At 70.2% G+C, this 19,948-nt stretch carries 18 protein-coding genes and 2 riboswitches; of the genes, 13 read left to right on the top strand and 5 right to left on the bottom strand.

Translation table 11 applies throughout. The features are described from left to right. Nucleotides 1–2 precede the first annotated feature (2 nt). Nucleotides 3–1,148: an NADH-quinone oxidoreductase subunit D gene (locus AB0K67_RS23850; protein WP_364064020.1), complete on the bottom strand. Its 1,146-nt coding sequence runs from the start codon at nucleotides 1,146–1,148 to the stop codon at nucleotides 3–5. A 121-nt stretch (nucleotides 1,149–1,269) separates the two neighbouring features. Between AB0K67_RS23850 and AB0K67_RS23845 the strand changes: the two genes are divergently transcribed. Further along, nucleotides 1,270–1,950 (top strand): DoxX family protein, encoded by a 681-nt coding sequence (locus AB0K67_RS23845; RefSeq protein ID WP_364064017.1) that lies wholly within the window; start codon nucleotides 1,270–1,272, stop codon nucleotides 1,948–1,950. A 189-nt stretch (nucleotides 1,951–2,139) separates the two neighbouring features. Here AB0K67_RS23845 and AB0K67_RS23840 read toward each other — a convergent pair whose 3' ends face one another. Then, nucleotides 2,140–3,351: an aminotransferase class V-fold PLP-dependent enzyme gene (locus AB0K67_RS23840; protein WP_364064747.1), complete on the bottom strand. Its 1,212-nt coding sequence runs from the start codon at nucleotides 3,349–3,351 to the stop codon at nucleotides 2,140–2,142. A gap of 129 nt (nucleotides 3,352–3,480) precedes the next feature. After that, nucleotides 3,481–3,596, bottom strand: a riboswitch (SAM riboswitch). 112 nt (nucleotides 3,597–3,708) lie between these two features. Here AB0K67_RS23840 and AB0K67_RS23835 point away from each other — a divergent pair. Both AB0K67_RS23835 and AB0K67_RS23830 read left to right on the top strand, forming a co-directional pair. Then, complete coding sequence (locus AB0K67_RS23835; RefSeq protein WP_364064014.1) at nucleotides 3,709–4,455, top strand: TerC family protein; 747 nt, start codon at nucleotides 3,709–3,711, stop codon at nucleotides 4,453–4,455. Further along, complete coding sequence (locus tag AB0K67_RS23830) at nucleotides 4,455–5,651, top strand: cytochrome P450 (RefSeq protein WP_364064012.1); 1,197 nt, start codon at nucleotides 4,455–4,457, stop codon at nucleotides 5,649–5,651. Before AB0K67_RS23835 ends, AB0K67_RS23830 begins: the two co-directional genes overlap by 1 nt. A gap of 327 nt (nucleotides 5,652–5,978) precedes the next feature. Here the strand turns inward: AB0K67_RS23830 and AB0K67_RS23825 are convergent, their stop codons facing one another. Then, entirely contained in the window at nucleotides 5,979–6,941 is a 963-nt protein-coding gene (locus tag AB0K67_RS23825; protein WP_364064009.1) for an SAM-dependent methyltransferase, read from the bottom strand. Between the two features lie 187 nt (nucleotides 6,942–7,128). On the opposite strand from AB0K67_RS23825, the gene AB0K67_RS23820 reads away from it, so the two are divergent. The 5 genes from AB0K67_RS23820 to AB0K67_RS23800 all read left to right on the top strand — a co-directional run bounded on the left by AB0K67_RS23820 (nucleotide 7,129) and on the right by AB0K67_RS23800 (nucleotide 13,032). Next, the gene (locus AB0K67_RS23820) at nucleotides 7,129–7,356 is read left to right on the top strand and encodes a chaplin family protein (RefSeq protein WP_364064006.1); all 228 of its coding nucleotides are present in this window, start codon (nucleotides 7,129–7,131) and stop codon (nucleotides 7,354–7,356) included. Nucleotides 7,357–7,671: 315 nt separating this feature from the next. After that, complete coding sequence (locus tag AB0K67_RS23815) at nucleotides 7,672–8,562, top strand: DUF2520 domain-containing protein (RefSeq protein ID WP_364064004.1); 891 nt, start codon at nucleotides 7,672–7,674, stop codon at nucleotides 8,560–8,562. Between the two features lie 22 nt (nucleotides 8,563–8,584). Next, nucleotides 8,585–9,436: a pantoate--beta-alanine ligase gene (gene panC / locus AB0K67_RS23810; RefSeq protein WP_364064001.1), complete on the top strand. Its 852-nt coding sequence runs from the start codon at nucleotides 8,585–8,587 to the stop codon at nucleotides 9,434–9,436. Between the two features lie 284 nt (nucleotides 9,437–9,720). Next, the gene (locus tag AB0K67_RS23805) at nucleotides 9,721–12,246 is read left to right on the top strand and encodes an L-aspartate oxidase (RefSeq protein ID WP_364063999.1); all 2,526 of its coding nucleotides are present in this window, start codon (nucleotides 9,721–9,723) and stop codon (nucleotides 12,244–12,246) included. A gap of 3 nt (nucleotides 12,247–12,249) precedes the next feature. Then, nucleotides 12,250–13,032: a type III pantothenate kinase gene (locus tag AB0K67_RS23800; protein ID WP_364063997.1), complete on the top strand. Its 783-nt coding sequence runs from the start codon at nucleotides 12,250–12,252 to the stop codon at nucleotides 13,030–13,032. Nucleotides 13,033–13,096: 64 nt separating this feature from the next. On the opposite strand, the gene AB0K67_RS23795 is transcribed toward AB0K67_RS23800, so the two are convergent. Continuing rightward, nucleotides 13,097–13,570, bottom strand: a complete 474-nt coding sequence (locus AB0K67_RS23795) for a hypothetical protein (RefSeq protein ID WP_364063994.1) — start codon at nucleotides 13,568–13,570, stop codon at nucleotides 13,097–13,099. Between the two features lie 177 nt (nucleotides 13,571–13,747). Here AB0K67_RS23795 and lysX point away from each other — a divergent pair, with 177 nt between their 5' ends. The 3 genes from lysX to AB0K67_RS23780 all read left to right on the top strand — a co-directional run bounded on the left by lysX (nucleotide 13,748) and on the right by AB0K67_RS23780 (nucleotide 16,362). After that, the gene (lysX, locus tag AB0K67_RS23790) at nucleotides 13,748–15,229 is read left to right on the top strand and encodes a bifunctional lysylphosphatidylglycerol synthetase/lysine--tRNA ligase LysX (RefSeq protein WP_364063992.1); all 1,482 of its coding nucleotides are present in this window, start codon (nucleotides 13,748–13,750) and stop codon (nucleotides 15,227–15,229) included. A 284-nt stretch (nucleotides 15,230–15,513) separates the two neighbouring features. Next, nucleotides 15,514–15,726 (top strand): hypothetical protein, encoded by a 213-nt coding sequence (locus AB0K67_RS23785; RefSeq protein ID WP_364063989.1) that lies wholly within the window; start codon nucleotides 15,514–15,516, stop codon nucleotides 15,724–15,726. A 423-nt stretch (nucleotides 15,727–16,149) separates the two neighbouring features. Beyond that, the gene (locus tag AB0K67_RS23780) at nucleotides 16,150–16,362 is read left to right on the top strand and encodes a LuxR C-terminal-related transcriptional regulator (RefSeq protein ID WP_364063986.1); all 213 of its coding nucleotides are present in this window, start codon (nucleotides 16,150–16,152) and stop codon (nucleotides 16,360–16,362) included. 57 nt (nucleotides 16,363–16,419) lie between these two features. Here the strand turns inward: AB0K67_RS23780 and AB0K67_RS23775 are convergent, their stop codons facing one another. Further along, complete coding sequence (locus AB0K67_RS23775) at nucleotides 16,420–17,349, bottom strand: C40 family peptidase (RefSeq protein WP_364063984.1); 930 nt, start codon at nucleotides 17,347–17,349, stop codon at nucleotides 16,420–16,422. A 122-nt stretch (nucleotides 17,350–17,471) separates the two neighbouring features. Continuing rightward, nucleotides 17,472–17,619, bottom strand: a riboswitch (cyclic di-AMP (ydaO/yuaA leader). A 277-nt stretch (nucleotides 17,620–17,896) separates the two neighbouring features. Here AB0K67_RS23775 and AB0K67_RS23770 point away from each other — a divergent pair. Together AB0K67_RS23770 and AB0K67_RS23765 are read left to right on the top strand one after the other, a co-directional pair. Next, the gene (locus tag AB0K67_RS23770; RefSeq protein WP_364063981.1) at nucleotides 17,897–18,466 is read left to right on the top strand and encodes an amino-acid N-acetyltransferase; all 570 of its coding nucleotides are present in this window, start codon (nucleotides 17,897–17,899) and stop codon (nucleotides 18,464–18,466) included. An 85-nt stretch (nucleotides 18,467–18,551) separates the two neighbouring features. After that, nucleotides 18,552–19,946, top strand: coding sequence for an RDD family protein (locus tag AB0K67_RS23765; RefSeq protein WP_364063979.1), 1,395 nt, complete (start codon nucleotides 18,552–18,554; stop codon nucleotides 19,944–19,946). Nucleotides 19,947–19,948 lie beyond the last annotated feature (2 nt).

The raw sequence follows: 19,948 nt of genomic DNA, 5'->3' as shown, positions 1-19,948 counted from the left end.
TGTCACTTGTCGATGTCACCCACGACGAAGAACATCGAGCCGAGGATGGCGACCATGTCGGCGACCACGTGTCCCGGCAGCATCTCCCTCAGCACCTGGATGTTGTTGTACGACGCCGAGCGCAGCTTGAGCCGCCACGGCGTCTTGTCGCCCCTCGAGACCAGGTAGTAGCCGTTGATGCCGAGCGGGTTCTCCGTCCACGCGTACGTGTGGCCCTCCGGCACCTTCAGCACCTTCGGCAGCCGCTGGTTGATCGGCCCCGGCGGCAGCTCGCGCAGCCGCTCGACGCACGCGTCCGCCAGGTCGAGCGAGACCTTGAGCTGGTCGAACAGCACCTCGAAGCGCGCGTGGCAGTCGCCCGCGCCGCGCGTGACGACCTTCACCGGCAGCTCGCCATAGGCCAGGTACGGATCGTCGCGCCGCAGGTCGAAGTCCACTCCGGAGGCGCGGGCGATGGGGCCGCTGACGCCGTACTGCATGATCTGCTCGCGCGTCAGCACCCCCACCCCCTTGGTACGGGCGATGAAGATCTCGTTGTGCAGGATGAGGTTCTCGATGTCCGGCACCCGGCGGCGGGTCTCGGCGACGGCCGCCGACACCCGATCCAGCCAGCCCAGCGGCAGGTCCTCCTTCAGGCCGCCGACCCGGTTGAACATGTAGTGCATGCGCCCGCCGGAGATCTCCTCCATGACCGCCTGGATGCGCTCACGCTCGTTGAACGCGTAGAACAGCGGCGTCATCGCGCCCAGCTCCAGCGGGTAGGAGCCGAGGAACATCAGGTGGTTGAGCACGCGGTTGAGCTCGGCCAGCAGCGTACGGGCCCAGACGGCGCGCACGGGCGGCTCCATGCCGAGCATGCGTTCGGCGGCGATGACCACGCCCAGCTCGTTCGCGAAGCCCGACAGCCAGTCGTGCCGGTTGGCGAGCATGATGATCTGACGGTAGTCGCGCACCTCGAACAGCTTCTCCGCGCCGCGGTGCATGTAGCCGACGATCGGCTCGGCGGCGGTGATGCGCTCGCCGTCGAGCGTCAGCCGCAGCCGCAGCACGCCGTGGGTGGACGGGTGCTGCGGACCGATGTTGAGGATCATGTCCTCGGTGGCCAGCTCTTTAGCTCCCGCGCCGATTCCGACCACACGTTCCGTCATACGGCCATGCTCCCACCGTCGTCACCGGTGATCCAGCAGGGGGGTTGGTCAAGAGATGGTATGCGATGGCATCCCGTAGGCGGACACGGGGAGGAATAGCTGGAACGGGGGGAGAAGGACCATGAAGAGAGTTCTCTTCGATATCGCGGCCCTGATCGCGCGCATCGTGACCGGCGTGATCTTCGTCGCGCACGGATGGCAGAAGTGGCAGGGCGGGCACGCCGCGATCGCGGCGGGATTCGGCGAGATGGGCATCCCGATGCCCGAGCTTGCCGCGGGCTACGCCATGGTCGTCGAGCTCATCGGTGGGGTGCTGCTCATCCTCGGGGCGTTGGTCCGGCCGGTGGCGCTGCTGCTGCTGATCAACATGATCGGCGCGGTCGTCTTCGCGCACTCGGGCAAGGGCCTCTTCGTGGACGAAGGCGGCTGGGAGCTCGCGGGGGCGCTCGCCGCGCTCTGCCTGCTGTTCGTCGCGCTGGGCGGCGGGCGCATCGGCATCGACGGCATCTTCGGCCGCATGTGGCGCAAGCGGCACGAACGCGCGGACGAGGACTTGGCGTCCCAGCAGACGGGCCGGAGCGGCGCCACCTCTGCGGGCTATGGCGCGGGCGGGCCGACCACGCCCGCCAGGTCCGCCACCACCGAGCAGCCGGAGGTGCCTCGGCAGCAGACGGCGCCCCACCACGAGCCTGGTGGGTCCCGGCAGGACCGGGCGAGCCGGCTCAGCGACGACGACATGCGGGAGATCGACTCCCTGGTCGCCGACGAGCCGCCCCAGCACCGCAAGCCGCCGAACCGCTGACTCGCCGAACCGCCGACCTGCCGACCTGCCGACCCGGCGACCCGGCGACCCGCTGACCTGCCGAACCGCCTGACCCGGCGAACTACCGACCCGGCGACCCGCTGACCCGGTGGCCGCCGAGCCGCGCTTCCGGTCTGCGCGTCTGCGGGCTCACGTCCGGAATGAGCGCCCGAGAACCCGGGCGCACGGTCAGCGGGAGACCAGGTCGCGCAGGGCCGACACGAGCCGGTCCACGTGCTCCTGCGTGGTGCCGATGCCGATCGAGGCCCGTACGGCGGAGGCGGTGCCGTCCTCGCAGCCCCCGTCGGAGGCGCCCAGCAGGTGGCGGACGAACGGGTGCGCGCAGAACTTCCCGTCGCGCACCCCGATGCCGTACTCGCCGGACAGCACCTCGGCCACCTCCCGCGCCGAGTAGCCGTCCACGGTGAACGACACGATGCCGACCCGGGGGTGGTCGGGGCCCCACAGCGACAGCTCGCGCACCCCGTCGATCGAGGCCAGCCCGGCGCGCAGCCGGGCGAGCAGCCGCTCCTCCTCGCCGACCAGCTCCGTCCAGCCGGTCGCGGTCAGCGCGTCGCAGGCCGCGGCCAGCGCGATGGCGCCCAGCACGTTGGGGGTGCCGGCCTCGTGGCGCGGCTCGGGGTCGTCGTGCCACTCGACGCTCTCGCCGACCGAGCGCACCGCGCCGCCGCCCTTCAGGTACGGCTCGCCAGCGGCCAGCCAGTCCCGCCGCCCGACCAGCGCGCCCGCGCCGAACGGCGCGTACAGCTTGTGGCCTGAGAAGGCGATGTAGTCGAGGTCGAGCGCGGTGAGGTTGAGCTTCCTGTGCGGTACGTACTGCGCCGCGTCCACGAAGATCCGCGCGCCGTGCCGGTGCGCGATGTGGGCCAGGGCCGCGATGGGCCACAGCTCGCCGGTGACGTTGGATGCGGCGGTGACGACGAGCAGCTTGGGCCCGTCGATGGCGGCCAGCGTCTCGTCGGCGGCGCGGACCGCCTCGCCGGGGAAGGCGGGCGGCGCCAGCCGGACGGCGTTCGGCCAGGGCAGGAGCGAGGCGTGGTGCTCGGTGTCGAAGACGACCGTGGTGCAGCCCTCGGGCAGGCAGCCGGCCAGCAGGTTCGTGGCGTCGGTGGTGTTGCGGGTGAAGATCACCGCGTCGTCGGGGCGGGCGCCGACGAAGGCGCGTACGGTGTGGCGGGCCTGCTCGTAGCGGGCGGTGGTGAGCTGCGATGCGTAGCCCGCGCCGCGGTGGACGCTGGAGTAAGCCGGAAGCGCGGCGGTGACGGCGGCGCTGACCGGCTCGAGACAGGGGGCGCTGGCGGCGTAGTCGAGGTTGGCGTATCCGACCAGGCGGCCGCCCTTGACCGGCACCTCGAGGTCGGCGCCCAGGACGGCGGGGATCGGCCGGCGCTGCTGCGTGGCGGTGGCGGAGCTCTCCTCAGCGGTGGCGGCGCGGCCGGAGTTGAAGATCGTCAGAGTGGACACGGCAAACCTCCTTCGGGACCATCGGGCCCCTGGAAGCAGCCACGGAGCCCGCGCTTGCCCGCCACACCTCGTGACGGACCAGGTCTTCACCCGGGGCACCCCGCCGCGGACGCGAGGGTTGCCGGCCAGCTAGCCGGGGCTTGACGCTGGCGCTCATGACCTACGGGCTGAACTATAACCGACGGCCCGGCAGAAATCGCAAGGGCGAACTTATGTGACCTCCGACTCGTTGCTACCGGATATCCGACAGCACCCGAGTCATGGAGGTACCCGATGCTCGACTGGGTGGCCGACCCGCAGATCTGGATCGGCTTCTTAACCCTGGTCGCCCTGGAGATCGTGCTGGGGATCGACAACATCATCTTCATCTCCATCCTCGCCGGGAAGCTGCCGCCCGAGCGGCGCGACCGCGCCCGGGTGCTCGGCCTCGGCGCGGCCCTGGTGAGCCGGTTGCTCCTGCTGCTCGGCCTGTCGTGGGTGGTGCGGCTCACCGATCCGCTGTTCGCCGTCTTCGGCCATGAGATCTCCGGACGCGACCTGATCCTGCTGCTCGGTGGCCTGTTCCTGCTCGGCAAGAGCGTCACCGAGATCCACCACAACATGGAGGCACCGCACGAGGAGGAGGGCGGCAAGAAGGTCGCGGCCACCTCGTTCGCCTCCGTGATCCTGCAGATCATGGTGCTGGACATCGTCTTCTCGCTCGACTCGGTGATCACTGCGGTCGGCATGGTCGACGAGCTGGGCGTGATGATCGCGGCCGTCATCGTGGCGGTGGCCGTGATGCTCTTCGCGTCCGGGCCGATCAGCCGGTTCGTCGACAGCCACCCCACGATCAAGATGCTGGCGCTGGCGTTCCTGGTGCTCATCGGCGTGATGCTCGTCGCCGAGGGTCTCGACCAGCACATCCCGAAGGGTTACATTTACTTCGCGATGGCGTTCTCTGTCGTGGTGGAGCTGCTCAACATCCGGGTACGGAGCAGGCACGCGAAGAAGGAGCAGGTCACTCCTAAGATGAAATAGTGGGCTTTGATCCTTGGAATCCGGATTTCGTAGCGCACCCCTACGGGGTCTACGACGAGTTGCGGCGCGAGTCGCCCGTGACGTACTTCGAGCCGACCAATCAGTGGCTCATCGCGCGGCACGCCGACGTGAACGCGCTGCTCAGAGACCGCCGGCTGGGCCGCTCGTACCTGCACGTGGCGACCCACGAGGAGTTCGGCAGGCCGCCGGAGCCGGAGTTCCAGGAGCCGTTCTGGCGCGTGATCAGGGCGGGCATGCTCGACGTGGAACCGCCGGTGCACACGAGGCTGCGCCGGTTGGTCTCCAAGGCGTTCACGCCGCGCATGGTCGAGTCGCTGCGGCCCCGCGTCAGATCCATCGCGCGTGAGCTGGTGGACGCGTACGTGGAGAAGGGCGGCGGCGACCTCATCGCCGAGGTCGCCGAGCCGCTGCCGGTCACCGTCATCGCGGAGATGCTCGGCATCCCCGAGAGCGACCGCCACCTGCTGCGCCCCTGGTCGGCCGACATCTGCGGCATGTACGAGCTCAACCCCACCCTGGAGGCCCAGCACACCGCCGTACGCGCGGCGTCGGAGTTCGCCGACTACCTCAAGGCCCTGGCCGCCGAGCGCCGCGCCGCTCCCGGCGACGACCTCATCAGCGCGCTCACCCAGATCGACGAGCTGACCGAGGACGAGCTGGTCGGCACCTGCGTGCTGCTGCTCAACGCCGGTCACGAGGCCACCGTGAACGTCACGGGCAACGGCTGGTGGTCGCTGTTCCGCAACCCCGGCGAGCTGGCCAGGCTGCGGGCCGATCGCTCGCTGCTGCCCACCGCCGTCGAGGAGCTGCTGCGGTGGGACACGCCGTTGCAGATGTTCGAGCGGTGGGTGCTCGAGGACATCGAGGTGCACGGCGTACGCATCCCGCGCGGCTCCGAGGTGGCCCTGCTGTTCGGCTCGGCCAACCGCGACCCCGAGGTGTTCGACGACCCTGACCGGCTCGACGTGGGGCGCGCCGACAACCCGCACATCTCGTTCGGGGCCGGCATCCACTTCTGCCTGGGCGCGCCGCTGGCCAGGATCGAGCTGGCCGAGTCGTTCGGCGCGCTGCTCGACCGCACGGCCGAGCTGGAGCTGCGCGAAGAGCCCGAGTGGAAGCCCGGGTACGTCATCCGCGGCCTGCGCGCACTCCAACTCACCGCCACCCCCGCCTGAGCACCCCGCTTCAGCCGCCCGCCCCTCCGCCACCCCGCACCACTTCCGGCCCGCACCCCTGCCGGCCCGCACCTCTGCCGGCCCATGCGCCTGCCGGCCGGGCCGCCTCCTGTCCCGTGCGCCTGCCGGCCCAGCCGTCGGCCACCCCAGTGTCGGTCGGTCACCCGACCGTCGCCTGGATGGCCACCGGGCTCAGGCGCGGCTCACACGGGGGCGCCTCGCCAGGCGTGCGCGGCGTGCGGCGCGTGCGGCACCGGTGGGCAGCGGGCAGCGAGCGAGCGACGCGTGGCGGGCGAAGCGGTCATTTGCGCCTCGAAAAGGGCGGGTTCACTTGGTCTGGCTGAGCCAGCCGAAGCCGCCGAGGCCGGTCGCCTCCAGCAGCTCGCCCTCTTCGGAGGCGCGTGCCAGGGCGCGGAGGTAGCCGCGCGGGTCGGTGCGGGCCAGCTCAAGGGGCGGGCGCGCGCCGGTCAGCCCCAGCTCGCGCAGCGCCTCGCGCTGTGTGGACAAGGTTGTGGATATCGCGCCGGCCCGCCGCCCGGCCTCGGCGCACGCGTCGAGTGCTACGTGTGCGGTGATGTCGCAGCTCCCGTCGGGTACGGGGGTCACGACCGACCCGTCCCGGTATCCGGTCAGCGTTCCACAAGGTGGACGGTTATCCACAGGATGTGCATAATCGATGGCGATCGCCCTGCCCCTGGTGAGGCGTACGAGGACGGAGGCCCACGCCTCGTCGCGCGGCCTGCCGATCTCGGCCCGCGTGCCCACCCGGGTCAGCGGCCACCACCGGTCGAGCCACTCGCGGTCGGCGGGATGCGGCGGGTCGCCCAGGCGCTCCTCGCCCGTGGAGACGTTCACCATCACCACCCGCGGCCCTCGCGAGGTCTGCTCGACCACGTCGAGCGGTACGTTGTCGAGCCACTCGTTGGCGATGGCCAGCCCGGTGACGGCGTCCGGCAGGCTCCTGGACCAGACGATCTCCTCGGGCAGGTCGTCGGGCCGCGGCGACAGGTCCACGGCCGTGACCCGCAGCCGGTCGCGCAGCCCAGGCTCGGCGCGTTCGAGCACGCGGGTCACCAGCACGCCCTCACCCGCCCCGATGTCGACCAGGTCGAGCACGTCGGGCTTGCCCAGCTCGGCGTCCACTTCCGCGAGCAGCGTGAGCACCGCCTCGGCGAAGGCCGCGGACGCGCTGACCGAGGTGCGGAAATGGCCTGAGGGGCGTTCGCGGAGGTAGAAGCCCTCCTCGCCGTACAGCGCGCGCTCGGTCGCGGCGCGCCAGGTGAGCCACATGTCTGGACTATCTCATGACTTACATTGGAGACGCACTGTCATCGAATGACTACGAGACGTTGCGAAGTTGCGGTAGCGTTTACCTGTTGTCACTGAGTGATTGCGCTGCGCCAACCCCCAAGTGGTGTGGCCTTTCACTCGCCGAACCAGCACCCGCGGTATGACGCCGCGAAAGAGAGGAGCCCTCGTGCTGAAGAAGATCTTGGTCGCAACCGGAGCCGTCGCCATGCTCTCGCTGGCCGCCCCGGCGCACGCCGACATCACCAACGGCACCGGCGGCGTTATCTCCGGCAACCAGCTCCACGTCCCGATCGTCGCCCCCATCAACGTCTGCGGCAACGCGATCGCCGTCATCGGCTTCGCGAGTGCGGGCTGCAAGGGCGGCGCCAACGCCTACGCGCCCAGCCACCACTGAGCGACATGGATGAGCCCGGGCCGGTGTAGGCCGGCCCGGGTCCTTATCCCGGCGGATCAGTCGGCGGTCGACCCGCCGGCGCACTCCCAAGGGGTCATACACAGTCGCGGGCGTCGGGTCCTGAAGGACTCGGCGCCCGCTGCCATTGCGATGGCCCCTCTCCTCATCTCTTCCGACAGGGGGTGCACCGTTTTGTCTGCCCTTGCCCCTTTTGTCGTTAACTCAACGCGCGGCAAAACACCGGTCACACTCGCCGCTCCGCGAGACGGTTACGCTGGTCGGCAGTGCCATCACGTTGGTCAGGGGTGAGACGTCATGGACGCAGGGGACCGCCCGGCACGGCTGGCCGTCGGCGTGCTGGGCGCCGGCAAGGTGGGTTCCGCCCTCGGCGCGGCGCTCGCGCAGGCAGGCCATCGGGTGGTGGCCGCCAGCGGCGTTTCCGACCGTTCCCAGCGGTGGGCCGCCGAGCGGCTCGGCGTCTCGCCGTCCAGGCCCGACGAGGTGGTGGCGGCCGCCCAGCTCGTCCTGCTGACGGTGCCCGACGACGCGCTGCCCGACCTGGTCGGCGGGCTGGCCAGCACGGGCGCCGACCTGCGGGGCAAGATGCTCGTCCACACCAGCGGCGCGTACGGGCTGTCGGTGCTCGACCCGGCGGCCGAAGCGGGCGCGCTGCCGCTGGCGCTGCACCCGGTGATGACGTTCACCGGCCGCGACGACGACCTCAACAAGCTCACCGGCATCTCCTACGGTGTCACCGCGCCCGACGTACTGCGTCCCGTCGCCGAGGCGCTGGTGATCGAGATGGGCGGCGAGCCGGTCTGGATCGCCGACAGCGACCGCCCGCTCTACCACGCGGCCCTGGCCGGGGCCGCCAACCACATGGTCACGCTCATCGCCGAGTCGTCCGACCTGCTGCGCCGCATCGGGGTCGAGCACCCCGGCAGGATGCTGGGGCCGCTGCTCGGTGCCGCGCTCGACAACGTGCTGCGGCTCGGCATCGCGGGGCTGACGGGTCCGGTCGTCCGCGGCGACGCCGGCACCGTACGCAAACATGTCGACGCGCTCATCCTGGCCGCGCCCGAGGCGGCGGACGCCTACATCGCGCTGGCCAGGCTCACCGCGGACAGGGCGCTGGCCGCGGGGCTGCTCAAGCCGGAGGAGGCGGAGCGGCTGCTCGACGCGCTCGGGGGCAATATATGGACCTGACCGTAGCGTTCGGAGGGCACTTATGGAGCTGATCGTCGCCAGAAACCGGGAAGAGCTGGTCAAGGCACGGCGTAGTGGCACGGTGGCGCTGGTGCCCACCATGGGCGCGCTCCACGAGGGGCACAGGTCGCTGATCAGGCTGGCCCGGGTGCGCGCCGATCAGGTCGTGGTCAGCATTTTCGTCAATCCTCTACAGTTCGGCCCTAACGAGGATTTTTCGCGTTATCCCCGTACATTTGATGCCGATCTGGACGTGTGCCGGGCCGAGGGCGTCGACGTCGTCTTCCACCCCTCCGCCGAGGAGATGTACGCCCCCGACCGCCAGGTCAGCGTCTCCGCCGGCGAGATGGGCCGCATCGTCGAGGGCGCCGCGCGTCCCGGCCACTTCGACGGCGTGCTCACGGTCGTGCTCAAGCTGTTCAACCTCGTGCAGCCCGACCTCGCGGTCTTCGGGCAGAAGGACGCCCAGCAGCTCGCGCTCATCCGGCGCATGGTCGCCGACCTCGACCTGCCGATCGAGATCCTCGGCGCCCCCACCGTACGCGAGCCCGACGGCCTGGCCATGTCCAGCCGCAACCGCTACCTGTCCGACGAGGACCGGCAGGTGGCGCTGACGCTGTCGCGGGCGCTGCGGGCCGGTGCCGCCCGGCTCACCCCCGCCGAGATCCGCGCCGAGGCGCGCAAGGTGCTCGACGAGGCCGGGCCCGCGCTCGACGTCGATTACCTCGCGCTGGTCGATCCGGCCACGTTCGTCGAGGTCGGCGACGACTACGAGGGCCTGGCCGTGCTCGCGGTGGCCGCCAGGGTCGGCACCACCCGGCTCATCGACAACGTCACGCTCACCCTCAACCCGCGAACCACCACTCCCGCCTGACCGGAACGACGGCCGCTGAACACGGGCGCGGCGCGAGGGCCACGCAGCCCGCCACCGGAGCGCGCCGCGCCCGCCTTCCGCGCCGCCCGCCTGCCCGTCTGGGGAGCGCCGCGCCTGCCTTCCGCCCGCCCGTCTGTCCGTCTGGGGAGCGCCGCGCCTGCCTTCCGCGCCGCCCGCCTGCCCACCTGAGAAGTGCCGCGCCCGCCTGCGCACCCCGGGGCATGGCCACGCCGAGCCAGGCGTTATCGTCATAGTGACGAAATCGCCTCAGTGAGGAGACCCCCATGAGTGCACCGGCGATTCCCCTGCGTCTGACCGCGCCCAGCCCCGGCTGGACCGTGGACGCGGACGTGGTCGTCGTGGGCTCCGGCATCGCGGGCCTGACCGTGGCCCTGCACTACGCCGAGCTGGAGCCGGAGGCCAAGGTTCTGGTCGTCACCAAGGACCAGCTGTCGTCCGGCTCGACCCGCTGGGCGCAGGGCGGCATCGCGGCCGTGCTCGATCCGCGTGACACCCCCGATGAGCACCTGAACGACACGCTGGTCGCCGGTGTGGGGCTGTGCGACGTACGGGCGGTGCGCACGCTCGTCACCGAGGGCCCGGGAGCGCTGCGGCGGCTGATGGAGCGCGGCGCCCGCTTCGACCGCACCCCCGAAGGCGAGCTCCAGCTCACCAGGGAGGGCGGGCACCGGCGGCGCAGGATCGTGCACGCGGGCGGCGACGCCACGGGCGCCGAGGTGCAGCGGGCCCTCGTCGAGGCGGTGCGCGCGGCCTCGATCGAGGTGATCGAGCACGCCCTGGTGCTCGACCTGCTCAAGGACGCCCAGGGCCGGGCCAGGGGAGTGACCCTGCACGTCATGGGCGAGGGCGCGCGCGACGGCGTGGGCGCGGTGCACGCCAGGGCGGTGGTGCTGGCCACCGGCGGCATGGGCCAGGTCTACGCGGTCACCACCAACCCGGTCGTCTCCACCGGCGACGGCGTGGCGCTCGCGCTGCGGGCCGGCGCCGTGGTGCGCGACATCGAGTTCGTGCAGTTCCACCCCACGGTGCTGTGGCTGGGCGAGGGCTCGACCGGGCAGCAGCCGCTGATCTCCGAGGCGGTCAGGGGCGAGGGCGCGTTCCTCATCGACCACGAGGGCGAACGGTTCATGACGGGCGTGCACGAGCTGGCCGACCTCGCGCCGCGCGACGTCGTGGCCAAGGCCATCATGCGCAAGATGCGCGAGAGCGGGCGCGAGCACGTCTACCTCGACGGCCGCCACCTCGGCCGCGAGACCTGGGAGTCGCGCTTCCCCACCATCTACGCGGTCTGCCGCGAGCACGGCATCGACCCGGCGAGCGAGCCCATCCCGGTCGCGCCCGCCGCACACTACGCGAGCGGCGGCGTCCGTACGGACCTGCGCGGCCGTACCTCCATCGAGGGCCTGTACGCCTGCGGCGAGGTCGCCTGCACGGGCGTGCACGGCGCGAACCGGCTGGCCTCCAACTCGCTGCTCGAAGGGCTGGTCTTCGCCGAGCGCATCGCCGAGGACATCCACGCCTCGCGCCCGTCGCCCGGCGACCCGGTGCCGGGCACCGGCCACGAGGGCCTGGTGGACCCGCGGGTCAGGCCGCGGATCCAGGCCCACATGAGCAACGGCGCGGGCGTGCTGCGCAGCCGCGACTCGCTGCTGCAGACCGCGCGGGCGCTGCGCGACGCCCGCTGGACGCCGGTCGCGGTGCCGCCGTGCACCGAGTCGTGGGAGGCCACGAATCTGCTCACGGTGGCCACCGTGCTCACCGGCGCGGCGGCGGCCAGGCTGGAGACGCGCGGCTCGCACTGGCGCGAGGACCACGAGGTGCGCGACGACAACGAGTGGCTGGGCCACCTGGACGTGACCCTGACCGAGGAGGGGCTTCGCATGACGTACACGCCGCATGGGGACGCGATGCCGGCGCGCCTGGCGCAGGAGCTGACGGCGGCCGGGCTGGACCCGGCCGAGGTGGACGCGCTGATCGGCCGCGCGCTCGACGAGGACCTGCAGGAGGCCGGCGACGTGACGAGCCTGGCCACGATCCCGGCCGGCCGGCGGGCGGTGGCCGACGTGGTGGCGCGCAAGGACGGCGTGGTCGCGGGGCTCGCGGTGGCCGAGGCGGTGTTCGTCCGGCTGGGCGCGGTACGGGCCGAGCGGGCGGCCAAGGACGGCGAGCGGGTCAAGGCGGGCGACGTGCTGATGACGCTGGAGGGTCCCGTACGCGGGCTGCTGACGGCCGAGCGCACCGCGCTCAACCTGCTCACCCACCTGTCCGGCGTGGCCACGCTGACCGCCCGCTGGGTCGAGGCGATCCGCGGCACGGGCGCCCGGGTGCGCGACAGCCGCAAGACGCTGCCGGGGCTGCGGGCGCTGGAGAAGTACGCGGTGCGCTGCGGCGGCGGCGTCAACCACCGGATGTCGCTGTCGGACGCGGCGCTGATCAAGGACAACCACGTGGTGGCGGCAGGAGGCGTGGCCGAGGCGTTCAGGGCGGTCAGGGAGCGGTATCCGGACCTGCCGATCGAGGTGGAGATCGACCGGCTCGACCAGCTCGAACCGGTGCTCGACGAGGGGGCCGAGCTGATCCTGCTCGACAACTTCACGGTCGAGGACACGGCGCGTGCCGTACAAGTCGTGAAAAATCGGGCGAAAAATAGGGTTGCTCTTGAAGCGAGCGGGGGATTGACCTTGGAATCGGCCCGTGATGTGGCGGACACTGGCGTCGACTACCTTGCGGTGGGCGCGCTAACGCACTCAGCGCCGGCCCTGGACATCGCACTTGATCTGCGGGGGTAATTGATGCTGCTCACGATCGACGTCGGCAACACGCACACGGTGTTGGGGTTGTTCGAGGGCGAGGACGTCATCGAGCATTGGCGGCTCGCCACCGACGCCCGGCGCACCGCCGACGAGATCGCGGTCGTACTCCAAGGTTTGCTGGCCCAGTCGCCGCTGCTGAAAGGGGCCGACGTCGACGGCATCGCCATCTGTTCCACCGTGCCGAGCGTGCTGAACGAGATGCGCGAGATGTGCCGCCGCTACTACGGCGACGTGACCGCGGTGATCGTGGAGCCGGGCATCCGCACCGGGGTGCCCGTACGCATGGACAACCCCAAAGAGGTCGGCAGCGACCGCATCGTGAACGCGCTGGCCGCCATCGACCAGTACGGCGGCCCCTGCATCATCGTCGACTTCGGCACCGCCACCTCGTTCGACGCGGTCTCCGCCAAGGGCGAGTACGTCGGCGCGGTCACCGCGCCCGGCATCGAGATCTCCGTCGACGCCCTGGCGGCGGCCGGGGCGCAGCTCCACAAGGTCGAGCTGGTCAGGCCGCGCTCGGTCATCGCCAAGAACACGGTGGAGGCGCTGCAGGCCGGCATCATCTACGGCTTCGCCGGCCAGGTGGACGGCATCGTCGAGCGCATGGCCGCCGAGCTCGCCGACGACCCCGACGACGTCACCGTGGTGGCCACCGGCGGCCACGCGGCGCTCGTGGTGGGCGAGTCGCGCTCGATCGACGTGCACGAGCCGTGGCTGACCCTCATCGGGCTGCGGCTGATCTACCACAGGAACGCCGGCTGAGCGCGTACGCAAGGAAAAGCGGCCCTCCGCCGAGTGCGGAGGGCCGCTCGCTTGCCGGTTGATGTCAGCCCCTGGCGCTGAAGATGTAGTCCCAGTTGCCGCACCGCGTCGGCCACGCGCGGCGCTCGGGGCCCGCCTGGCAGACCTTCACCCGCACGCCCGAGACGTCGAAGACGCGGAAGCGGATGAGCTTGGAGTTCGGGTAGCCGCAGTACTTGTCGGTGTAGACCGTGTCCCAGCCGCCGCGGAACTCGCGGGCCTGGAAGGTCACCCACGCGCACTTGCCGCCCCGGCGGTAGCTGCGGGCGTCGCGGTCGTACAGGCGGCCCCGGACGACGGCCGTGTTGTCGCGCCGGCCGTCCCAGTTGACCCGGATGGTGCCCTCGGCCTTGGCCAGCCTGTTGCTCGAGTAGGTGCTGAACGACGCGACGCTGTCGCGAGGGCCGAACGAGGACGCCTGGGCGGCGGTGGGAAGTGACAGGGCCAGCGTGGTCGTCGCAGCCGCGGCCAGGAGCCCTGTGGCGATCTTCTTGAACATCTTCTCTCCTTGAGCTCCCCTTGGGCCGGTTCCCTACCGGCTCCCCCCTGAGCTCGTAAGAAAGATGTAAAGCAGGGCTCTTGCAGAGGATCTACAGTGCGCCGACCAGCACTTGCAGAGGATCTACATCAGGCCGACGAGCCTTTCAGTTCGCCATATCCCCTACCCTTTGATGGTGTGAGCGACGAACTTCCCGAGCAGATGCGCATCCGGAGGGAGAAGCTCGACCGCCTTCGCAGCGAGGGCGTCGACCCTTACCCGGTGAACTTCCCACGTACGGCGACCAACGCCGAGGTCAGGGAGAAATACCAGGGCCTGGAGCCCGACACCTCGACCGGTGACAAGGTCGCGGTCGCGGGGCGCGTCATGCTCAGCCGCGTGGGAGGCAAGCTCTGCTTCGCCACCCTGCGCGACGGCAGCGGCGATCTGCAGGTCATGATCTCGCTCGACAAGGTGGGCGAGGAGTCGCTGGCCAAGTGGAAGCGCGACGTCGACCTGGGCGACCACGTCGGCGTGATCGGTGAGGTCATCACCTCGCGCAGAGGCGAGCTGTCCATCCTCGCCGACTCCTGGCAGATCACCGCCAAGTGCCTGCGCCCGCTGCCGGAGAAGCACATCGGCCTCACCGACCCCGAGGCGCGGGTCCGCCAGCGTTACGTCGATCTCATCGTCAACGACGAGGCCAGGAAGATGGCGCGCATCCGCAGCGCCACTGTGCGCGCGGTGCGCGACTTCTGGCACGAGGAGGGCTACCTCGAGGTCGAGACGCCGATGCTGCAGCCGATCCACGGCGGCGCGGCGGCCCGGCCGTTCAAGACCCACATCAACGCCTACAACATGGAGCTCTACCTTCGCATCGCGATCGAGCTCTATCTCAAGCGTCTTGTGGTGGGCGGCATCGAGAAGGTCTTCGAGATCAACCGCAACTTCCGCAACGAGGGCGCCGACTCGACGCACAACCCCGAGTTCACGATGCTCGAGGCGTACGGCACCTACCTCGACTACAACGACATGGCCGACCTGACCCAGCGCATGTACCAGAAGGCCGTCGTGGCCGCGCTGGGCACCACGGTGGTCGTGCACGACGGCGTCGAGATCGACCTCGGCCTCAAGGAGTGGCCGCGCATCACCCTGTACGGTGCGGTGTCGGAGGCCGTGGGCGAGGAGATCACCACCTCCACCTCCCTTGAGGAGCTGCGCAAGATCGCCGACCGCCGCGAGGTCCACTGGGATCCGAAGTGGGGTCCGGGCAAGCTCGTGCAGGAGCTGTTCGAGGCGCTGGTCGAGCACACGCTGGTGCAGCCGACGTTCGTCATGGACTACCCGCTGGAGACCTCGCCGCTGACCCGCCAGCACCGCGACAACCCGCTGCTGACGGAGAAGTGGGACCTCATCGGGTTCGGCACCGAGCTGGGCACCGCCTACTCCGAGCTGATCGACCCGATCGAGCAGCGGCGCCGCCTGGTCGAGCAGTCGCTGCTGGCCGCCGGTGGCGACCCCGAGGCCATGCAGCTCGACGAGGACTTCCTGCAGGCGCTCGAGTACGCGATGCCGCCGACCGGTGGCATGGGCGCGGGCATCGACCGGATGATCATGGCGTTCACCGGCAAGAACATCCGCGAGACCATCCTGTTCCCGCTGGTCAAGCCCACTCACTGAGCATTCTGCGGGGCGGCGGCGCGGCCACACGTCGGCGCCGCCGCCCCGCGCTTTTACGGTGCGGCCGCCGTCCCCCACTCGGCGCCTTCTCGACCGAAATCTGCCCGGGCCGCTCTGGAATGCGCGTTGGAGCGCTCAGGAGCGCGCCTCCGGGGCCTGCACCGCCGGTCCCCGGTAGTAGCCGTCGAACGCCATTCTGGCCCGTCCGGTTTCCGACAACTGATCGTCTGTAAGCACCGGGTCAAGTCCGCGGTCCGCCACCTCGCTTCAGCTGGTCCCGCCGCATGAGCGCGCCGGACGACCGGCTGATCACCATGACGGGCGGCGGACAGGCCGGCTCCGCCCTGCGGTCGCGCTACTCGGGCGGCGCCTCGATCGGCGTCTCGCTGTGCTGCCTGAGCCGCTCCTGCATGCGCGGGGTGGAGGGCCGGCTCACCGGCACGCGCAGCCCGCTGCGGCCGGGTGGGCCGGGCCGGAGGACCGATTCGAGTCGCTGACCTGGGGATCTTTCACTCAGCATCACCCTGAGGTCAGGGGGCGCGGCGTCACTGAGCGGCGGCGCTCGGCGAGCCGTCCCCCGCACATGCGGAAGAGCGGTCCGCGTGCGCTCGGCTCGCGGTAACGCGCGTACGGATCACGCTGATATTCACCATCGAACGGATCGATTCCCGAAGATCGACGGCCGCCTGAGCCGTTGTTTCCCGAAGGGGGTGAGGCTCGCGAGACCGCTCAGGAGACACCGATCTGTAGCGCTTTATCGTCAGGGCGTCACATATTTCGGATCATGTCAATAGTGCTGGTCAAGTATGGAAGACGTCATTGCTTGACGACCTTTCCGAGATGCGTTTACGGTCTGCGAGGAGCAACCTGGGTCCGGTCGAGAGGCCCACGTTCTGCGCTGTTGGGGGGGAGGGCTCCCGATGGAAGTGCTCACTGAGGATGTTCAACTCAGCCACGCCGATCTCGCGTTGCTGGCGGAGCTGGCCAAAGGGGTCACGGTCGACAGGGTCGGCAGGCGGCTGGACATCAGCGGCCGCACCGTACGACGGCGGTTGCGGGTCATCTGCGACCGCATCGGCGTCGCCACGGCGATCGAGGCCGTGGCCTGGGCGGCCCGCCGCCAGCTGATCTAGCCGCGCCGATCAAGCCCGGCGGTCAGGGCCGGGCGACGGGCGCTCATTGGCGGCGGATCAGTCGGCGATGCGGACCGCGCCGGCGTAGGGCCTGTTCGCGATGGAGGCGATACGGACGACGTCGCCGGTGCGCGGGGCGTGGATCATCATGCCGCCGCCGAGGTAGATGCCCACGTGGTGCAGGTCGCTGTAGAAGAACACGAGGTCGCCGGCCCGCAGCTCAGAGCGGTCGATGTGCCGTCCGGCCGTCCACTGGCTGCCGGTGTAGTGCGGCAGCGAGATGCCGACCTGCTGGTAGGCCGCCATGACCAGGCCGCTGCAGTCATAGGAGTTGGGGCCGTCGGCGCCCCAGACGTACGGCTTGAGCTGCTGCGTCAGCGCCCACCTCGCGGCCTGGGCGGCCTTGCCGCTGCCCGGGATGGGCAGGTCGACGCGCTGGGCACGGGTGCCGGGCCGGCCCGCCTCGCCGAGCGCCCGGCGGAAGAGGTTGCTCTCGACCTTGGCGACCAGCTTGGTGATCTTGTCGCGCTTGGCGCCGAGGTCGGAGATCAGCTTCTGGACCTCGTCGATGCGGGTCTTGGCGCTCGCCCTGGCGCGCTCCGCGGCCTGCCGGGCCCTGGTGACCTGGTTGACGGCCTCGCCCTGCTGCTGCTCCAGCACGTACGTGGTGGCGGCGCGGTCGAGGAACGTGTCGGGGTCGTCGGAGGTGGCGAAGGCCAGGATGCGGCTGAGCCCGCCGGTGATGTAGGCGTTCTCGGCCAAGGCGGCCGCTTTGGCGCGCTTGGCGGCGAGATCGGCCTCACTGGCGGCCAGGGTCTTCTTCGCGGCCTCAGCGGCCCTCTTGGCGCTCTTGAGCTTCTCCCGCTGGCCGTTGTACTGCTCGGTCAGCTGCTCGATCTCGGTGTGCATCTTCTCGACCTGCTTGGCCAGGTCTTGAAGCGAGGGCTTGGGGTCGGCGGATGCCGAGCCGACGGGGGTCGCGGCCATGAACGCCGCGAGTGTGACACTTATTACACCGAGCAGGCGGGACCGCCGTGCGGCGCGTTTCGGAGGGCGGGCGTGCTTGCCCGCCGTCGTCCTCTCACGCTCGCGCGTACGCTTCACCAACCAGCTCCTTCCATCGGCGCCTGCCGGGTTAGCTGACGGGTTCGGGCCGGAGCAGCCCTACCGGTGGTGCGGATTCACCCCGGGTGGCGTTGGGGGCGCCACCGGCGGTTCCCCGGCTCCTCCCTGCGGAGGATTAGGCGTGTCGCCCGCGCGCGACACGCGGGGAACATCGTCGCTGGACACTAATGCACTCCGGGTTCGTGCTCAACCAGAACTGCCGACTCTGTTGAGGTTTCACAACCGAAGGGTCACAAGGTGATCTCGTGCCTGGCCGTACAGAACCGGTTTTATGCCGGATTTGGCGCAACTTCGGATGGGCTGCACGCCTGCTCGGAGCGCGTGCTCGGATGAGCACGAGTTGTTACAGCATGGGGCGAGACGTGGGAGTTACGGCCGAGCCGTAATGACATCTGTACCCTGGAGGGCCATGGAGCAGGTGGCCGAACTGACAGCAGCCGAGACCGCGGTGGTGGTCCGGCGTGCCCGCACACCCGATGTGCGGGCCATCAGGAGGCTTGTGGACACCTACGCGGGAGCGGGCCCGCGGCTCCTGAAGAAGGCCACCGTCACCCTGTACGAGGACGTACAGGAGTTCTGGGTGGCCGAACGGGGCGGGCAGGTCGTCGGCTGCGGCGCGCTCCACGTGCTCTGGGAGGACCTCGCCGAGGTCCGGACGGTGGCCGTGGATCCGGAGTGCCGGGGCATGGGCGTCGGCCGTCGGATCGTCTCGGCGCTCATACAGCAGGCGAAGGATCTGGGTCTGAGGCGTGTATTCTGTCTGACTTTTGAGGTCGACTTCTTCGCCCGGCTCGGCTTTCGCCAGATTCAGGGCACGCCGGTCTCACCCGAGGTGTACGCCGAACTGCTGGCCTCGTACGACGAGGGTGTGGCGGAGTTTCTCGATCTCGAACACGTCAAACCGAACACCCTGGGCAACACCCGCATGCTGCTCCATCTGACATCGGGTGACGCGGACCCTGACCATACGGAAAGGTGATTGTTGATACCTATGTCGATACGTTGGGCAGCACAGGCATGTGTCCTGACACGTGCCACATGCGCACTTGAAGCGAGGTGACACGGTGAGCACCGGACAGCCGCCGTATCCACAGGACGAATCCGGCGAGAATTCTGCACCCGGCACCCCTTACGGGCCGCAGAACGCGGGCCGCCACCCCGGCGCGCCCGACCCGGACGCGACTGTGGTCGGCTACCGGGCGGACGACGCCTACGGGCAGCAGCCCCAGTACGGACAACAGCAGTACGGCTATGGCCAGCAGCAGCCGTCCCAGCCGGGATACGGCCAGCAGCAGCCCCCCTATGGCCAGCAGCAACCCCCTTACGGCCAGCCGGGCTACGGCCAGCAGCCGCAGCCGGGCTACGGCCAGCAGGGCTACCCCCAGCAGGGCTACGACCCCCAGCAGCAGGCTTACGGGCAGCAGCCGCAGTCCCAGCCCGGCTACGGCCAGCAGGCCCCCTCCGGCCAGCAGGGCTACGACCAGCAGGCGCCGTACGGGCAGCAGCCCCAGTCGCAGCCGGGCTACGGCCAGCAGGGCTACGACGCCCAGCAGCAGTACGGCCAGCAGGGCTACGGCCAGCAGCCGCAGTCCCAGCCCGGCTATGGACAGCAGCCCCCGTCTCAGCCCGGGTACGGTCAGCAGCCGCAGTCCCAGCCTGGTTACGGTCAGGGCTACGACGCCCAGCAGCAGTACGGGCAGCAGCCCCAGTCGCAGCCCGGCTACGGTCAGCAGGGCTACGACGCCCAGCAGCAGTACGGCCAGCAGGGCTACGGGCAGCAGCAGCCGTCCCAGCCGGGCTACGCGCAGCCCGGGTACGGTCAGCAGGGCTACGACGCTCAGCAGCAGTACGGGCAGCAGGGCTACGGCCAGCCGCAGCCGTACGGGCAGCAGGGCTACGGGCAGCCCGGTTACGGTCAGCCCTACCGCCAGCCGATCGGGGTGCAGCCTCCGGGCGCGCCGGCGCCGCTGGCGGAGTGGTGGCAGCGACTGCTCGCCAGGCTCATCGACGGTGTGGTCTTCGGTGTCGTGATCGTCGTGGTGTCGCTGCTGCTGACGCCGCTGTATCCCTCGTACAGCTCGATCACGGGCGTCGCGAGCGGGCTGGCCTCGGCGCTGCTGTACACGGTGGTCTCCGCGGTCCTCATCACCTTGATCTACACCCTGTACGACTTCCAGCTGACCAGGATGAAGGGTCAGACGCTCGGCAAGATGGCGCTCGGCATCAAGGTCGTCCAGGTCGGCGGGCAGCTCCAGCCCGACGGCGTGCCGACCGGCCCCGCGCTCAAGCGCTCGGCGATGACGGTGGGCGGCTACATCTTCTACTGGGTGCCCTTCGTCGGATGGCTGATCACGCTGGTCGCCTACGGGCTCAACGGCGCGTCCCAGCTCTGGGACAAGCCGCTGCAGCAGACGTTCGCCGACAAGTTCGCCAAGACCGTGGTCGTCAAGGTCAGGTAGAC

Origin of the sequence: Nonomuraea sp. NPDC052634, assembly GCF_040678535.1 — a bacterium.
GTDB lineage: Bacteria > Actinomycetota > Actinomycetes > Streptosporangiales > Streptosporangiaceae > Nonomuraea > Nonomuraea fastidiosa.
This window is presented reverse-complemented; position numbering and strand designations above follow the sequence as displayed.

Excerpts from the sequence above, each read along its gene's own strand:
- AB0K67_RS23835 (WP_364064014.1), top strand. The coding sequence starts at position 3,709 with ATGCTCGACTGGGTGGCCGACCCGCAGATCTGGATCGGCTTCTTAACC.
- AB0K67_RS23785 (WP_364063989.1), top strand. The coding sequence starts at position 15,514 with ATGAGCGCGCCGGACGACCGGCTGATCACCATGACGGGCGGCGGACAG.
- panC (WP_364064001.1), top strand. The coding sequence starts at position 8,585 with ATGGAGCTGATCGTCGCCAGAAACCGGGAAGAGCTGGTCAAGGCACGG.
- AB0K67_RS23850 (WP_364064020.1), bottom strand. The coding sequence starts at position 1,148 with ATGACGGAACGTGTGGTCGGAATCGGCGCGGGAGCTAAAGAGCTGGCC.
- AB0K67_RS23770 (WP_364063981.1), top strand. The coding sequence starts at position 17,897 with ATGGAGCAGGTGGCCGAACTGACAGCAGCCGAGACCGCGGTGGTGGTC.
- AB0K67_RS23815 (WP_364064004.1), top strand. The coding sequence starts at position 7,672 with ATGGACGCAGGGGACCGCCCGGCACGGCTGGCCGTCGGCGTGCTGGGC.
- AB0K67_RS23805 (WP_364063999.1), top strand. The coding sequence starts at position 9,721 with ATGAGTGCACCGGCGATTCCCCTGCGTCTGACCGCGCCCAGCCCCGGC.
- AB0K67_RS23800 (WP_364063997.1), top strand. The coding sequence starts at position 12,250 with ATGCTGCTCACGATCGACGTCGGCAACACGCACACGGTGTTGGGGTTG.
- AB0K67_RS23780 (WP_364063986.1), top strand. The coding sequence starts at position 16,150 with ATGGAAGTGCTCACTGAGGATGTTCAACTCAGCCACGCCGATCTCGCG.
- AB0K67_RS23795 (WP_364063994.1), bottom strand. The coding sequence starts at position 13,570 with ATGTTCAAGAAGATCGCCACAGGGCTCCTGGCCGCGGCTGCGACGACC.
- AB0K67_RS23825 (WP_364064009.1), bottom strand. The coding sequence starts at position 6,941 with ATGTGGCTCACCTGGCGCGCCGCGACCGAGCGCGCGCTGTACGGCGAG.
- AB0K67_RS23845 (WP_364064017.1), top strand. The coding sequence starts at position 1,270 with ATGAAGAGAGTTCTCTTCGATATCGCGGCCCTGATCGCGCGCATCGTG.
- AB0K67_RS23775 (WP_364063984.1), bottom strand. The coding sequence starts at position 17,349 with ATGGCCGCGACCCCCGTCGGCTCGGCATCCGCCGACCCCAAGCCCTCG.